General features: G+C 54.7%; 16 protein-coding genes and 1 tRNA gene. 10 read left to right on the top strand and 7 right to left on the bottom strand.

The window, feature by feature from the left end; genetic code table 11:
• The 4 genes from KQJ18_RS08785 to ureG all read left to right on the top strand — a co-directional run.
• A partial coding sequence (locus KQJ18_RS08785; protein ID WP_216421834.1) for an amidohydrolase family protein occupies positions 1-569 on the top strand: 569 nt, incomplete at its 5' end.
• Between the two features lie 9 nt (positions 570-578).
• Positions 579-1,037 (top strand): urease accessory protein UreE, encoded by a 459-nt coding sequence (ureE, locus tag KQJ18_RS08790; protein WP_038633981.1) that lies wholly within the window; start codon positions 579-581, stop codon positions 1,035-1,037.
• Positions 1,037-1,708 (top strand): urease accessory protein UreF, encoded by a 672-nt coding sequence (locus KQJ18_RS08795; RefSeq protein WP_038633984.1) that lies wholly within the window; start codon positions 1,037-1,039, stop codon positions 1,706-1,708. The genes ureE and KQJ18_RS08795 overlap by 1 nt, the downstream gene beginning before the upstream one ends.
• A 9-nt stretch (positions 1,709-1,717) precedes the next feature.
• Entirely contained in the window at positions 1,718-2,335 is a 618-nt protein-coding gene (gene ureG / locus KQJ18_RS08800) for an urease accessory protein UreG (protein WP_038633986.1), read from the top strand.
• A gap of 87 nt (positions 2,336-2,422) precedes the next feature.
• Here the strand turns inward: ureG and tsaD are convergent, their stop codons facing one another.
• On the bottom strand, positions 2,423-3,436 hold the full coding sequence (gene tsaD / locus KQJ18_RS08805; protein ID WP_038633989.1) for a tRNA (adenosine(37)-N6)-threonylcarbamoyltransferase complex transferase subunit TsaD: 1,014 nt from the start codon (positions 3,434-3,436) through the stop codon (positions 2,423-2,425).
• A gap of 236 nt (positions 3,437-3,672) precedes the next feature.
• On the opposite strand from tsaD, the gene rpsU reads away from it, so the two are divergent.
• The 3 genes from rpsU (at position 3,673) to rpoD (ending at position 8,003) form a co-directional block, all read left to right on the top strand.
• Entirely contained in the window at positions 3,673-3,888 is a 216-nt protein-coding gene (gene rpsU / locus KQJ18_RS08810; protein WP_001144069.1) for a 30S ribosomal protein S21, read from the top strand.
• A 240-nt stretch (positions 3,889-4,128) separates the two neighbouring features.
• Positions 4,129-5,874, top strand: coding sequence for a DNA primase (gene dnaG / locus KQJ18_RS08815; protein WP_038633998.1), 1,746 nt, complete (start codon positions 4,129-4,131; stop codon positions 5,872-5,874).
• A 284-nt stretch (positions 5,875-6,158) separates the two neighbouring features.
• The gene (gene rpoD / locus KQJ18_RS08820; RefSeq protein WP_216421835.1) at positions 6,159-8,003 is read left to right on the top strand and encodes an RNA polymerase sigma factor RpoD; all 1,845 of its coding nucleotides are present in this window, start codon (positions 6,159-6,161) and stop codon (positions 8,001-8,003) included.
• Positions 8,004-8,048: 45 nt separating this feature from the next.
• Here the strand turns inward: rpoD and mug are convergent, their stop codons facing one another.
• Positions 8,049-8,555 (bottom strand): G/U mismatch-specific DNA glycosylase, encoded by a 507-nt coding sequence (gene mug, locus KQJ18_RS08825; protein ID WP_069324359.1) that lies wholly within the window; start codon positions 8,553-8,555, stop codon positions 8,049-8,051.
• A gap of 124 nt (positions 8,556-8,679) precedes the next feature.
• Here mug and KQJ18_RS08830 point away from each other — a divergent pair.
• A tRNA-Ile gene (locus tag KQJ18_RS08830) sits at positions 8,680-8,755 on the top strand.
• A 148-nt stretch (positions 8,756-8,903) separates the two neighbouring features.
• Here KQJ18_RS08830 and KQJ18_RS08835 read toward each other — a convergent pair.
• The 5 genes from KQJ18_RS08835 to KQJ18_RS08855 all read right to left on the bottom strand — a co-directional run bounded on the left by KQJ18_RS08835 (position 8,904) and on the right by KQJ18_RS08855 (position 13,856).
• On the bottom strand, positions 8,904-9,227 hold the full coding sequence (locus KQJ18_RS08835) for a DUF1889 family protein (RefSeq protein ID WP_001573898.1): 324 nt from the start codon (positions 9,225-9,227) through the stop codon (positions 8,904-8,906).
• 109 nt (positions 9,228-9,336) lie between these two features.
• Positions 9,337-11,151, bottom strand: coding sequence for a diol dehydratase reactivase subunit alpha (locus KQJ18_RS08840; RefSeq protein WP_038634008.1), 1,815 nt, complete (start codon positions 11,149-11,151; stop codon positions 9,337-9,339).
• A 10-nt stretch (positions 11,152-11,161) separates the two neighbouring features.
• Positions 11,162-11,590: a diol dehydratase small subunit gene (locus tag KQJ18_RS08845; protein ID WP_038634011.1), complete on the bottom strand. Its 429-nt coding sequence runs from the start codon at positions 11,588-11,590 to the stop codon at positions 11,162-11,164.
• Between the two features lie 2 nt (positions 11,591-11,592).
• Positions 11,593-12,177: a propanediol/glycerol family dehydratase medium subunit gene (locus KQJ18_RS08850; protein ID WP_038634014.1), complete on the bottom strand. Its 585-nt coding sequence runs from the start codon at positions 12,175-12,177 to the stop codon at positions 11,593-11,595.
• A gap of 11 nt (positions 12,178-12,188) precedes the next feature.
• Positions 12,189-13,856, bottom strand: coding sequence for a propanediol/glycerol family dehydratase large subunit (locus tag KQJ18_RS08855; protein ID WP_016243883.1), 1,668 nt, complete (start codon positions 13,854-13,856; stop codon positions 12,189-12,191).
• A gap of 392 nt (positions 13,857-14,248) precedes the next feature.
• Between KQJ18_RS08855 and KQJ18_RS08860 the strand changes: the two genes are divergently transcribed.
• Both KQJ18_RS08860 and dhaT read left to right on the top strand, forming a co-directional pair.
• On the top strand, positions 14,249-14,677 hold the full coding sequence (locus KQJ18_RS08860) for a heme-binding protein (RefSeq protein WP_216421836.1): 429 nt from the start codon (positions 14,249-14,251) through the stop codon (positions 14,675-14,677).
• 22 nt (positions 14,678-14,699) lie between these two features.
• Positions 14,700-15,863, top strand: coding sequence for a 1,3-propanediol dehydrogenase (gene dhaT, locus KQJ18_RS08865; protein WP_216421837.1), 1,164 nt, complete (start codon positions 14,700-14,702; stop codon positions 15,861-15,863).
• Position 15,864: the final 1 nt, after the last annotated feature.

A 15,864-nucleotide genomic window follows, 5' to 3' on the forward strand; every position in this document is an offset into this window, starting at 1 on the left:
ACCGCATGAAGGTTCAGCGTGGTCCGCTGGCAGAAGAAATCGGCGACAACGACAATCAGCGTGTTAAACGCTACATCGCCAAGTACACCATCAATCCGGCGTTGACCCACGGTATCGCCCACGAAGTCGGCTCGGTTGAGCCCGGTAAACTGGCCGACCTGGTGCTGTGGTCGCCGGCCTTTTTTGGCGTAAAACCGGCGACCATCGTGAAGGGCGGGATGATCGCCTGCGCGCCGATGGGTGATATCAACGCCTCAATCCCTACCCCGCAGCCGGTGCATTACCGCATGATGTTCGGCGCGCTTGGCGCAGCGCGGCATCACACCCGTCTAACCTTTATTTCACAGGCTGCCGACGCGCAAAACGTCCCGCAGCAACTTAATTTGCAAAGCGCTATCGCCGTCGTCAAAGGCTGCCGGACGGTAAAAAAGGCTGACATGATCCACAACGCTCTGCAGCCTAATATCACCGTCGATGCCCAGACCTACGAGGTACGCATTGACGGTGAACTGATTACCAGCGACCCGGCAGACGTTTTGCCGATGGCGCAACGCTATTTCCTGTTTTAAGGAGTGAGGATGATCTACCTGACCCAACGCCTTGACCACGCCCACCGCGTCACCGCAAGCGTCACGCTACCCATTGATGTTCGCGTAAAAAGCCGCGCCAGAGTGGCACTGAGCGATGGCCGCGAAGCCGGATTAATGCTACCGCGCGGTTTACTGTTACGCGGCGGCGATCTGCTGACTACCGACGATGGCCGCGAGGTGATCGAAGTGATCGCCGCGCCGGAGTCGGTTTCCGTCGTGCGCTGCGCCAACCCTTTTTTGCTCGCCAAAGCCTGTTACCACCTTGGTAATCGCCACGTACCGTTGCAGATCCTGCCCGATGAGCTGCGCTACCACCACGATCATGTGCTGGACGATATGCTGCGCCAGTTCAACCTCGAGGTGGCGTTTGCCCAGTTGCCGTTTGAGCCGGAAGCGGGTGCCTATGCGAGCGAGTCACACGGGCATCATCACGGCCATGCGCACTGATGCATAGCACCCAACAGCTGCGCCTGATGCAGCTCGCCAGCAGCAGTCTCCCGGTGGGATCGTTTACCTGGTCTCAGGGTCTGGAGTGGGCGGTGGAAATCGGCTGGGTGAAAAGCGTCGATGACTTCTCTGACTGGCAAATTCAGCAGATGGAGCACAACTTTTTTACCGTCGACTTACCGCTGCTGGCGAGATTGTATCGCGCCTGTGAGCAGGACGATCTCGCCGCCGCGCGCCGCTGGACCGCTTACCTGCTGGCCTGTCGGGAAACCCGCGAACTGCGGGATGAAGAACGCAGCCGGGGCATCGCCTTTACGCGGCTGGTCACCGACTGGGAACCAGACTGTTCCCGGGAATGGCGCACGCTCTTTACCGACAGCCAGCTGTGCGGCATGGCCTGGCTGGGCGTACGCTGGAAAATCCCCCTGACGAACCTGGCATTAAGCCTCGGCTACAGCTGGATTGAGAGCGCAGTGATGGCAGGCGTCAAACTGGTTCCCTTTGGCCAGCAGGCGGCACAGCGGTTGATTATTTCGCTTGGCGATCGTTATGCGCAAGGTCTGGCACAAGCGCTGGCGTGTCCTGATGCCAGCCTCGGATCCGCAACGCCGTTAGCCGCCATCGCGTCTGCCCGGCATGAAACCCAATATTCCCGCTTATTCCGTTCCTGAGGAGAAAAAATGAGTGATTACAAGCATCCCCTGCGCGTGGGCGTTGGCGGCCCGGTTGGCTCCGGCAAAACAGCGCTGCTGGAAGCGTTATGCAAAGCCATGCGCAGCAGCTATCAACTGGCGGTCGTGACTAACGATATCTACACCAAAGAAGATCAGCGCATTCTCACCGAAGCAGGCGCCCTGGAACCGGACAGAATAGTTGGTGTGGAAACTGGCGGCTGTCCACATACCGCCATCCGCGAAGATGCGTCGATGAATCTGGCCGCGGTCGAAGCGCTGAGCGAGAAATTCGGCAACCTGGATCTGATTTTTGTGGAAAGCGGCGGCGATAACCTGAGCGCCACCTTCAGCCCGGAATTAGCGGATCTGACGATCTACGTGATCGACGTTGCCGAAGGCGAGAAGATCCCGCGTAAAGGCGGGCCGGGGATCACCAAATCCGATTTTCTGGTGATCAACAAAACCGATCTGGCCCCTTACGTAGGCGCTTCGCTGGAGGTGATGGAACGCGATACCCTGCGCATGCGCGGCGAGCGTCCGTGGACGTTTACTAACCTGAAGGCGGGCGACGGTCTGGCGACGATTATTGCGTTTCTGGAAGAGAAAGGAATGTTGCGGGTGTAGCGCGGTTTATCGCCGGGTGGCGGCTTCGCCTGACCCGGCCTACGGTTTTGTTGGCCCGGTAAGCAAAGCCACCACCGGGCAAAAAACTCACGCCGCCGGTAATTCCGCCAGCGGCCAGCGTGGACGCACGGTCACGCCAAGATCCGCCGTTGCGCCCGCTTTAAAACGCACCATCCCCGCGTAGGCGATCATCGCCCCGTTGTCGGTACAAAATTCCGGGCGCGCATAGAACACTTCGCCGCGGCGTTTTTGCATCATTTCGGCCAGTTTTGCGCGCAGCGTGCGGTTAGCGCTCACGCCCCCCGCCATCACCAGACGTTTAAAACCGGTTTGATCCAGCGCGCGTTTGCACTTGATCATCAGCGTATCAACCACCGCATCTTCAAAGGCACGGGCGATATCTGCACGCGTTTGATCGTCATTTTCGTTATTACGAATCGTATTCGCGGCGAAGGTTTTCAGGCCGGAGAAGCTGAAATCCAGCCCCGGACGGTCGGTCATCGGACGCGGGAAGACAAAGCGTTTTTCCACACCCTGTGACGCCAGCTTAGACAGCATTGGGCCGCCAGGATAATCCAGCCCCAGCAGCTTGGCGGTTTTGTCAAACGCTTCACCTGCCGCGTCATCAATCGATTCACCCAGTAATTCATACTGACCGATACCAGTGACGCTAATCAGTTGCGTGTGCCCACCGGAAACCAGCAGCGCGACGAACGGAAAAGCAGGAGGATTCTCTTCCAGCATCGGCGCCAGCAAATGCCCTTCCATGTGGTGCACAGGAATTGCCGGCACGCCCCAGGCGAACGCCAGCGAACGTCCTACGGTTGCGCCGACCAGCAGCGCGCCAACCAGACCAGGACCTGCGGTGTACGCCACCGCATCGATCTCTTTTGCCGTGAGTCCCGCTTCTTTCAGCGCGGCCTGAATCAGCGGTACGGTTTTACGTACGTGATCGCGCGAGGCCAGTTCTGGCACTACGCCGCCGTAGTCAGCGTGTAATTTCACCTGACTATACAATTGGTTGGCTAAAAGACCTTTTTCATCGTCGTAAATGGCGATGCCGGTTTCATCGCAGGATGTTTCAATACCCAGTACACGCATGACTTGTTTTACCTCGCTCTATTACCGCGCAGTGTAGGACCAATGCGGGTTGATGTAAAACTTTGTTCGCCCCAGGCGCATGCCTCGTGTATACTCCTTGTCCTTATAAAAGTCCCTTTCAAAATCGCGTGGGTGCTTTACAAAGCAGCAGCAATTGCAGTAAAATTCCGCACCATTTTGAAATAAGCTGGCGTTGATGCCAGCGGCAAACCGAATTTATTAAAGGTGAGAGTTACATGCCGGTAATTAAAGTACGTGAAAACGAGCCGTTCGACGTAGCACTGCGTCGCTTCAAGCGTTCATGCGAAAAAGCAGGTGTTCTGGCGGAAGTTCGTCGTCGTGAGTTCTATGAAAAACCGACTACCGAACGTAAGCGCGCTAAAGCTTCTGCTGTGAAACGTCACGCGAAGAAACTGGCTCGCGAAAACGCACGCCGTACTCGTCTGTACTAATCCATTGAGAGCTAAAGCTCTCAATTCAGACTGAGTTGTAGTTGTAAGGCCGTGCTTCCGGAAGGAATGCGCGGCTTATTTTCGTTTATACACGTCATCATTCAAGCTGCCTCTGCGTTGGCTGCAGTCGTTCACCCCAGTCACGTACTGATGTACGCTCCTGAGGATTCGCTCCCTTGCCGCCTTGATGCATCCTGAATGATTTTGTGTATGTGAGTCATAACAAAATAAACGGGGCATATGGCTGGACGAATTCCACGTGTATTTATTAATGACCTGCTGGCAAGAACCGACATCGTCGATCTCATCGACGCGCGGGTAAAGCTGAAAAAGCAGGGCAAAAATTATCACGCGTGCTGTCCGTTCCATAACGAAAAAACCCCCTCTTTCACCGTAAACGGTGAAAAACAGTTTTATCACTGCTTTGGGTGTGGCGCGCATGGCAACGCCGTCGACTTTCTCATGAACTACGACAAGCTCGAGTTTGTGGAAACCGTCGAAGAACTGGCCGCAATGCACAACCTTGAAGTGCCCTATGAAGCAGGCAGTGGCCCCAGTCAGATAGAGCGCCATCAACGGCAAAGCCTTTATCAATTGATGGACGGCCTGAACACTTTTTATCAACAGTCTTTGATGCAGCCCGCCGCTACCCCTGCGCGCCAGTACCTGGAAAAGCGAGGATTAAGTAGCGACGTTATCACCCGTTTTGCTATTGGTTTTGCCCCCCCCGGCTGGGATAACGTCCTGAAACGGTTTGGCGGCAATGCTGAGAATCGCAAATCGTTGGTCGATGCGGGGATGTTGGTCACCAACGATCAGGGACGCAGTTACGATCGTTTTCGCGAACGGGTGATGTTCCCCATCCGCGACAAACGTGGTCGGGTCATTGGTTTTGGTGGACGCGTGCTGGGCGATGCCCTGCCGAAGTATCTGAACTCCCCGGAAACCGATATTTTCCATAAAGGTCGCCAGCTATATGGCCTTTATGAAGCCCAGCAGGATAACGCCGATCCGCAGCGCCTGTTAGTGGTGGAAGGTTATATGGATGTGGTGGCGCTGGCGCAATACGGCATTAACTACGCCGTGGCATCCCTTGGGACGTCAACCACCGCCGATCACATCCAGCTGTTGTTTCGCGCGACGAACAACGTGATTTGCTGCTACGACGGCGACCGTGCCGGACGCGACGCAGCATGGCGCGCGCTGGAAACCGCACTGCCTTATATGACAGACGGCCGCCAGCTACGCTTTATGTTTTTACCTGATGGCGAAGATCCCGATACGTTAGTGCGTAAAGAAGGGAAAGAGGCTTTCGAAGCCCGGATGGAGCAGGCGTTGCCGCTCTCCGCGTTTTTATTTAATAGCCTGTTGCCACAGGTAGATTTGAGTACCCCGGACGGACGCGCGCAGCTCAGCACGCTGGCGCTGCCACTGATCACTCAGGTGCCGGGCGAAACGTTGCGCATTTATCTGCGACAGGAGTTGGGAAACAAGCTCGGCATTCTGGATGACAGCCAGCTTGAACGTTTAATGCCAAAACTGGCAGAAAATGGCGCTTCCCGCCCTGTTCCACAGCTAAAACGTACGACCATGCGTATACTTATAGGGTTGCTGGTGCAAAACCCGGACCTTGCTCCGCTGGTTCCGCCGTTAGGCGCGCTGGACAGCAATAAGCTGCCTGGACTTGGCTTATTCAGAGAACTGGTCAACACTTGTCTGGCTCAGCCAGGCCTGACCACCGGCCAACTTTTAGAGCACTATCGTGGCACAAATGATGCTGCAACCCTTGAAAAACTGTCGATGTGGGACGATATAGCAGATAAAGATATCGCAGAAAAAACCTTCACCGACTCACTCAACCATATGTTTGATTCGATGCTTGAACTGCGCCAGGAAGAGTTGATAGCTCGTGAGCGCACACACGGTTTAAGCAGCGAAGAACGCCGGGAACTCTGGACGCTGAACCAGGAACTGGCCAAGAAATAAGAGAAAGACAAAACAAAGACAAAATCATTCGCGTTGTATCAAGGCAGCAAGTGAACGAACGCCTGGGAGTGTACATAAGTACATGACCAGGAAGAGAGAACGCAGCTAACGCAGAGAAAACGTGAAAGATGAAGTATTTAACGGCTTAACTGCCGAATATCGATCGGGAAGCCCCCGACAGCCGCACGGAGAGGCAGCGGCAAAATATAAGTATGCCCTCGTTTTGCCGTTGGCGGTTTTACCGCCCAACACCAATCAAACGAATTAAGTGTGGATACCGTCTTATGGAGCAAAACCCGCAGTCACAGCTGAAGCTTCTTGTCCAACGTGGTAAGGAGCAAGGCTATCTGACCTATGCCGAGGTCAATGACCATCTGCCGGAAGATATCGTCGATTCAGATCAAATCGAAGACATCATCCAAATGATCAATGACATGGGTATTCAGGTGATGGAAGAAGCACCTGATGCCGATGATCTGCTGCTTGCTGAAACCTCCAACAGCACCGATGAAGACGCGGAAGAAGCGGCTGCCCAGGTTCTGTCCAGCGTTGAGTCCGAAATCGGCCGTACAACTGACCCGGTCCGCATGTACATGCGTGAAATGGGTACCGTTGAACTGTTAACCCGTGAAGGCGAAATCGACATCGCTAAGCGCATCGAAGACGGGATTAACCAGGTTCAATGCTCCGTTGCTGAATACCCGGAAGCCATCACCTATCTGCTTGAGCAATACGATCGCGTAGAAGCTGAAGAAGCGCGTCTGTCCGATCTCATCACCGGCTTTGTCGATCCTAACGCGGAAGAAGACATGGCGCCAACGGCGACCCACGTCGGTTCTGAACTCTCTCAAGAAGAGATGGATGAAGATGAAGACGAAGATGAAGAAGATGACGACGACAGCAACGATGACGACAACAGCATCGACCCTGAATTAGCGCGTGAAAAATTCGCTGAGCTGCGTACCCAGTACGAAATCACCCGCGACACGATCAAGGCCAAAGGCCGCAGCCATGCTGCCGCGCAGGAAGAAATTCAGAAGCTGTCTGAAGTGTTCAAACAGTTCCGCCTGGTGCCGAAGCAGTTCGACTACCTGGTAAACAGCATGCGCGTCATGATGGACCGCGTGCGTACTCAGGAACGTCTGATCATGAAGCTCTGCGTTGAGCAGTGCAAAATGCCGAAGAAAAACTTCATCACTCTGTTCACTGGCAATGAAACCAGCGAAACGTGGTTCAACGCGGCAATCGCGATGAACAAACCGTGGTCTGAAAAACTGCACGACGTGGCAGATGACGTTCACCGCGGCCTGCAGAAACTGCAGCAGATTGAAGAAGAAACCGGCCTGACCATCGAGCAGGTTAAAGATATCAACCGTCGCATGTCCATCGGTGAGGCGAAAGCCCGTCGTGCGAAAAAAGAGATGGTTGAAGCGAACTTACGTCTGGTTATCTCTATCGCCAAGAAATACACCAACCGTGGTCTGCAGTTCCTGGATCTGATTCAGGAAGGCAACATCGGTCTGATGAAAGCGGTTGATAAGTTTGAATACCGTCGTGGTTACAAGTTCTCCACCTACGCAACCTGGTGGATCCGTCAGGCAATTACCCGCTCTATCGCGGATCAGGCGCGTACCATCCGTATTCCGGTGCATATGATTGAGACCATTAACAAGCTCAACCGTATTTCCCGTCAGATGCTGCAAGAGATGGGCCGTGAGCCGACGCCGGAAGAGCTGGCTGAACGCATGCTGATGCCGGAAGACAAGATCCGTAAAGTGCTGAAGATCGCCAAAGAGCCTATCTCCATGGAAACGCCGATCGGCGACGATGAAGATTCGCATCTGGGTGATTTCATCGAGGATACCACCCTCGAGCTGCCGCTGGACTCTGCCACTACCGAGAGCCTGCGTGCCGCAACGCACGACGTTCTGGCTGGCCTGACCGCGCGTGAAGCGAAAGTTCTGCGTATGCGTTTCGGTATCGATATGAACACCGACCACACGCTGGAAGAAGTAGGTAAACAGTTCGACGTTACCCGCGAACGTATCCGTCAGATCGAAGCGAAGGCGCTGCGTAAACTGCGCCACCCGAGCCGTTCTGAAGTGCTGCGTAGCTTCCTCGACGATTAATCTCGCCGTATAAGTTCAAACGCCACCGCAAGGTGGCGTTTTTATTTACATCCCGCGCATGACCAGCGCGTCATCCAGCTCACGATACGCCTCCACCAGCTTATCCAGTGTAATCCGGCTCAATCCGCTGGGATTTGGCAATACCCAAATCTGGGTCGCGCCAATGGTCAGCGTCTGCTTTCCCCACTGCGCTCCGCGCTGACTGAAGCCTTGCTCGAACGCCTGCTTGCCAAGAATCGCCAGCGCGGCGGGCTGATAGTCATCAATCTTTTCAATAAGCTTACGGCCACCGCTACGCATCTCCTGTAGCTTCACTTCATTAGCCTGTACCGTTGGCCTGTCGACAAATTTTGTCACGCCACAGCGGAAATCCAGCAGGTGTTGCGCCTCTTCTGGCTTCAGTTGGCGATCGGTAAATCCCGCCTGATGGATGACCTTCCAGAAGCGATTAGCGGGATGCGCAAAGGGGAACCCTGTACCTGCGGAAGATAGCCCCGGATTGATGCCGCAAAACACCACCCGCAGCCCTGGTGCCAGTATGTCCTTAACCATAATTACTCCGAACAATACATCAGAGTAACAGTATAACGGACTGATAATACATTGTTTATAAAATCAGCATCCGTACGCTTATGTCTGGATTGCGACGCGGAGTTACTTTATAATCCACCGCCACGGCCCCTTAGCTCAGTGGTTAGAGCAGGCGACTCATAATCGCTTGGTCGCTGGTTCAAGTCCAGCAGGGGCCACCAAATATCAAGGACTTGCGAGAAATCGCAGGTCCTTTTTTATTAATCTTTCGTTTAGATATGTCTGCCCAATAAGCAGCATGTGGCAACCCTTCTGGACGCCGCCATCCAGAGATGGAAACGTCCGTTAGCGTTTTATTCGATAGTCAGCTCACACAAGTTCTTTGAGCTGCTCCTGCATGTAGGTTGAAAAATACTCTGGGTTTTTGATAAGGATGCGGTTACCGGAGGCAACTTTTTCTGCCCATCCGGCCACTTTTTTCGTGAACTCAGGATTCCATCCCTCCTGCTCACCCCGTGCCATCACAACTTCCGGACTCGCTGGCACACCTAAGTCATGCAAATACTTTAGAATTCCCTTAGCGGTGCTTTCATCCATTGAATGGGGTACTGACGCCGAAGTGTTCATACCACCAATAAAATCCAAGGCTTTTTCAATTGCTGTTGGCATGCTCTTATCCTTAAAATTAACCACGTTAGAGACACCTTGATACTATGTACCCAACTCCGCCGGGATATCAAAGAGAACATCGCCTTTCTTTGACTTACCCCGCAGCTAAACGCTTGCGCGGCTGTTTTCTGCGCTATTTTTTTGCTTCTCCGGCTAAAACCAGTCCGGTCGCCACCGCATTGCGCGGGCCTTCAGTGCCACGGATGTTGCCCTGCCCGGCGACAACGCCGTAATGCGCCAGCGCATCGGTGATCATCTGCGGAATTTCAAAATCCAGCGATGAACCGCCTACCAGCACCACAAACGTGATATCGCGAATGGAGCCGCCAGGTGATACCTGGCGTAACGCGCGCAGACAGTTGGTGACAAAAACTTTCTCTTTGGCCTGACGACGCACCAGACGAATCTTCTCCAGCGAGGTCTGGTTATCAACCGGGATCAGCTCGCCGTCTTTCAGATACACCACTTTGGCAAATACTGACGGGCTGAGCGGTTCACGAAAAAACTCCACCGCGCCGTTCTCGTGGCGAATGCTGAACAGACTCTCCACTTTGGCCAGCGGGTATTTTTTAATTTCCTCTGCTAAAAACGGATCGCTTAAGCCCAGTTCCGTTTGAATTAGCAGGCTGACCATATTCCCCGCCCCGGCAAGATGTACCGCCTTCACTACGCCGTCGCTATTAATAATGGCGGCATCGGTGGATCCTGCGCCTAAATCGAGGATCGCCAGCGGCGCGGCGCATCCGGGCGTCGTTAACGCGCCAGCCACGGCCATGTTGGCTTCCACCCCACCCACCTCCACGGGCGTGTTTAGCCGCGCGCTCAGTTCGCTGGCGATAGCCTGCATCTGTAAGCGGTCAGATTTCACCATCGCCGCAATGCCAACGGCGTTCTCCATTGAGCATTCACCGGCAATGCCACCCTGCACCTCGCGGGGAATAAACGTATCCACCGCCAGAAGATCCTGAATATGCACGGCGTTCATGTCATGACCGGTCAGCGAGGCCATCACCTTACGCACCCGCTCAAGCATCCCGCCCGCGTGCGTACCTGCTTCACCGCGGATATCACACACGGGCGCACAGGCGCTCATCGCCTGCATAATGGCCTGCGCGCCTTGCGCTACGTCGGCTTCACCGCCGCGCTTTTCGCCACGGATAAAGATCTTACCCGCCGGGATCGTTCGCGACTGCACATCACCCTGCGGCGTTTTCAGCACCACGGCGGAGCGGTTGCCAATCAGCGCTCTGGCGATAGGGACGATGGTTTGCGTTTCCTCCGGCGTCAGGGCAAAAAAGGTCGCGATGCCGTAAGGATTCGACAATACCCGCACCACCTGCCCTGCAGCCGCCACTTCCACCGCCGCCAGCACACCTTCCGGAACCTTCTCCAGTAGCGTCACTTCATCGACCACCGGCATTGCCCGACGCAGGCGATTGTTCACCAGCACGCCATCATCTTTTTTCAGGATCGCCGCCACCACGTTGATCCCACGATCCAGCGCCTCATTGATGAGCCAGACCGCTTCGAGGAAATCAATCTCTTCGCCCACCAGCGGGATCCAGCCCTGCGCAAAGCGATCTTCGCTCAGTGATGCCAGCTTATCCACGCTGATGGTGGTTCCCATCCCCACGCCGACGCCCCCCGGCGTCTGCGGGTTATGGCCAATCATTGTCGATTCCGTAATGATGGTTTCAGTGATGGTTTCCATCGCCACATCGCCAATCACCGGCGCGGCCTCATTGATGCAGATTTTCGCCACGTCCTGAAGCGACCACGGCGTTTTATCCAGTGCCTGCTGCAGGGAGGTCACCACCCCGGCAATGTTGTCCCGCGTCCCTTTCATGCCCGTGGTGGCAACAATTCCGCTGGCAATAAACCGTCCATGTTGCGCCAACGCCACTTCGGTGGTGGCGTTGCCGATATCAATCCCGGCGATTAACGGCATGCGCCCTCCGTCACTGGCTGCTTTTACGCAGCTTGTTTCTCTGCTGATACACCTCTGCCGACTCGCGGACAAAAGCGGCGTTCACCGTGGCATGCCAGGTGTGCTCCAGCTCATCGGCAATCGCCTGTAGCTCCGCGAATGAAGAACGAAACGGACGTAGCGCATTATAGATCTCCAGAATACGAGCATCCGGGATGGCAATCAGCTCCGCCGCGCGACGGAAATTGCGCGCCACGGCGTGACGTTGCATCTGTTCGGCAATCTGCGCCTGGTACTCCAGCGTTTGCTGAGAAATACGCACATCCTGCGGCCCGACCTTGCCTGCCAGCACATTCTCAAGGGTTATGTCGGTTAACGGTTTCCCGCCAGGCGTCTGGATTTTCTCCGGGCAGCGGGTGGCTAATGGGTAATCCTGCGCGGTCATGATGTTGTTGTTCATGGTCATTCCCTTACCAGTGCAATATGCAGCGTGACGGGTGCAGCATCCTGCACCACGTGTTTGGTTTCTTTGATGTGAAACAGCGCGGCCTTGGCCATAAATTTAGGGCGCACCATCTGGTCATTGACCACCGGCACCGGCGAAGGCGACTCTTTGCGTGCATAGCGCGCGGCGTTTTTACCAATCTGGCGATAGGTTTCCAGCGTCAGCAGCGGAGCCTGAGAGAACAGCTCCAGGTTACTCAGCGGTAGCAGATCGCGCTGATGAATCACCGTGGTTCCTTTCGACTGGATACCAATCCCGATGCCGGAACCGCTGAGATTAGCCGCGTCCCACGCCATAAAAGAAACGTCCGAGGTGCGCAGAATTCTCACTACCCGTGCATGCAGCCCCTCTTCTTCAATCCCTGCCACCAGCTCTTTAAGAATCGCCTTATGCGGCATATCAATCAGGGTTTTGTGCTGATACTTATCAAAGGCCGGACCGACGCCAATCACCACTTCATCTACGCGTTCGTCCGCTGTAGCCGCCTCGCCTTCGCTTACCTGCAAGGTGAAAACCGGCTTACGTTCAGTTGTGCATTCCACGGTGTACCGCCTTATTCAATTGAGCCAGGCTGAACCACGCCCGCGATATTTTTAATTTCCGCCCAGCGCTCGGCGGAGATGCGATAGCCGGTGCCTGGTCCCTGATAATCATTAATGTCGTTAACGGCGCTGACCACCTCAAACTGGCGATCCAGAATGGCCGACGTTTGTAGGTAATCACCGGTGACGCGCTGTCTCAGCATATTGAGGATGTTACTGGCGATATCTTCGAAGCCGCTACGGCTTAGCGCGCCGACGATATCCAGCCCGGTGATATTGCGCTTCATCATCTCTTCCACGGCGGCCAGATCTTCCACCACATTGCGCGCAGGCATATCTTTGCTGCCGTGAGCGTAAGTGGCGGCCTCAACTTCCTCATCGCTAATCAACGGCAGACCCAGTTCGCGGAACACCGCCTGAATGGCGCGCGCCGCCTTGTTACGGATGGCGATGGTTTCTTCTTCGGTTACAGGACGCAGACCACCGTCCACCATCAGATCGCGTTGCAGAATGTTGTAATCATCGAAGTCTTCCGCGTCGAAGTTCGACCCGGCAAACATGTTGTCGTAGTTCGGCACGGCGCTATAGCCGGAGAAGATAAAGTCGGTACCCGGCAGCATTTGCATCAGGGTACGGGCGGTACGGCGAATATCTGAGTGGGAAAAGGTCTGGTCATTGGCGGAGGCCACTTCAAGGTCGAGCATCGAGGCAATCAGGTTTTCTGCCAGCACCGCGCGGATCCCCGACGGCACTGCGCCGGTCATGCCGATACAGCTGACCGCGCCGTTTTGCAGCCCCTGTACACCCGCGCCTTTGGTGATAAAGATGCAGCGCGACTCCAGATAGAGCATCGATTTACTCTCGGAATAGCCCATCAGCGCTTCCGAACCGGTACCGGAGGTATAACGCATTTTCAGCCCGCGAGACGCATAGGCCGAGGCGAGAAACGCTTTTGACCACGGCGTATCATCGCCGTCGGTAAACACCGACTCTGTACCGTATACCGATACCGTTTCGGCGTAGCTGGTTAACCCGCGCATCCCCAGCTCCAGCTCCGTCGCCTCCTCAACGGAACATTGCGTGAGCACGCCAGGACGACCGCACTGGGAACCGACCAGCAGCGCCAGGGCGTTAAACGGCGCATAGCGGGCGATGCCGACCGTGGTTTCCTGTTCTGAAAAACCACGGATCCCCGCTTCAGCCGCATCGGCGGCAATCTGTACCGGGTTGTCTTTCAGGTTGGTGACATGGCACTGGTTGGACGGCGTGCGTCTGGCGCGCATTTTTTGCAGCGCCATCATCATTTCCACCACGTTCATTTGCGCCATCACCTCCACCGCTTTCGCCGGCGTGATGGCGGTGGTAATAGCAACAATCTCTTCCCGGCTGACGTGGATATCCACCAGCATTCTGGCGATCTCCAGCGCGTCGAGCCGCATTGCCCGTTCGGTTTCAGCCACGTTAATCGCGTAGTCGGCAATAAAACGGTCAATCATGTCGAACTCGGCGCGGCTCTTGCCGTCCAGCTCAACAATACGACCATTCTCTACCTTCACCGACGAAGCCGGATCGTAGGGGCTTTCCATGGCGATCAGCCCCTCTTCAGGCCATTCGCCAATCAGCCCATCCTGATTTACAGGGCGCTTCGCAAGCACTTCGAATCGTTTTGATCTTCTCATAGTTTATGGACTCAAAAGATAAAAAATAGGGACACTGGGCCGTATTGCCGGGGACACACCACCCGGCATTCGCCTTTCATCAGCAATGGCCGAACTCTAAATGAGCACAGCAATAAAAAAATAAAATTAATTTCGTTCCAATTTGGTACGTAATAAAAATTCATCGTTCCATATTGAAACAGTTCTCAGGAATAGCCGGAGAGAATTGTGACGAAGTTAAATGATCATTATCAATAAATGCCGATACGCAAAATTAAATTAATATTTTTGAAATTCTCACCCTATTGACTTAATAACGCGCGGCGACAAAATAAAGCCAAACCCAATGATAAAAAATAGCTGTCTCGCGATATTTTCGTGACCTCAGCCCTACACTATTTTCAGGAGAAACTGTGAATAAGAGCCAACCAATCGCCACCATTACGCTGGCGGCTGCGAAAAAAATGGCGCAGGCCGTCGAGGCTAAAGCGTCTGAGATCAACGTGCCGGTGGTCTTTTCCGTGGTGGATCGCGGCGGAAACACGCTGCTGATGCAACGCATGGACGACGCGTTTGTCACCAGCTGTGATATTTCACTGAATAAAGCCTGGACCGCTTGCTGTCTGCGCCAGGGGACTCATGAAATTACCGACGCGGTACAACCGGGTGCCTCACTATATGGTTTACAGCTAACGAATCAACAGCGGATCGTTATTTTTGGCGGCGGCTTACCTGTCATATTAAACGATAAATTAATCGGTGCCGTCGGCGTAAGTGGCGGTACTGTCGAACAAGACATGTTATTAGCGCAAACCGCACTGAATTGTTTTTCTGAATTATAATTTAAATCTAAGAAGGTAAATTATGAGCTATCGTATGTTTGATTACCTGGTGCCAAATGTGAACTTTTTTGGCCCGAATGCTATTTCCGTCGTGGGCGAACGCTGCAAACTGTTGGGCGGTAAAAAAGCGCTGCTGGTGACTGATAAAGGTCTGCGAGCCATTAAAGACGGCGCGGTTGATAAAACCCTCGAACATCTGCGTGAAGCCGGTATTGACGTGGTGGTGTTTGACGGCGTCGAGCCAAACCCCAAAGACACCAACGTGCGCGACGGTCTGGAAGTTTTTCGTAAGGAGCAATGCGATATCATCGTTACCGTCGGCGGTGGTAGTCCGCATGACTGCGGTAAAGGCATCGGTATCGCAGCGACGCACGAAGGCGATCTCTATAGCTATGCCGGGATTGAAACCCTGACCAATCCGCTGCCGCCGATCGTCGCGGTGAATACCACCGCCGGCACCGCCAGCGAAGTCACCCGCCACTGCGTGCTGACCAATACCAAAACCAAAGTGAAGTTTGTGATTGTCAGCTGGCGCAACCTGCCGTCGGTTTCCATCAATGACCCGCTGCTGATGCTCGGCAAACCTGCGCCACTGACCGCAGCGACCGGGATGGACGCCCTGACACACGCTGTTGAGGCCTATATTTCAAAAGATGCCAACCCGGTTACCGACGCCGCCGCTATCCAGGCAATTCGTCTGATCGCCCGTAATTTGCGCCAGGCCGTAGCGCTGGGCAGCAACCTGAAAGCTCGTGAAAACATGGCCTATGCCTCTTTGCTGGCGGGTATGGCCTTCAACAACGCCAACCTTGGCTACGTTCACGCGATGGCGCATCAGCTTGGCGGTCTGTACGACATGCCGCACGGCGTAGCAAACGCCGTCCTGCTGCCGCACGTGGCGCGCTATAACCTGATCGCTAATCCGGAGAAATTTGCCGACATCGCAGAGTTTATGGGTGAGAACACCGACGGTCTGTCCGCCATGGATGCCGCCGAACTGGCGATTCATGCCATCGCTCGCCTCTCTGCTGATATCGGTATTCCGCAGCATCTGCGCGAACTGGGCGTCAAAGAAGCCGATTTCCCGTATATGGCGGAAATGGCGCTGAAAGACGGCAATGCCTTCTCCAACCCGCGTAAAGGGAATGAGAAAGAAATTGCCGAGATCTTCCGTCAGGCATTCTGAT

This window comes from Citrobacter sp. S55_ASV_140 (genome assembly GCF_018919505.1).
In the GTDB taxonomy this organism is placed as follows: Bacteria; Pseudomonadota; Gammaproteobacteria; order Enterobacterales; family Enterobacteriaceae; genus Citrobacter; species Citrobacter werkmanii.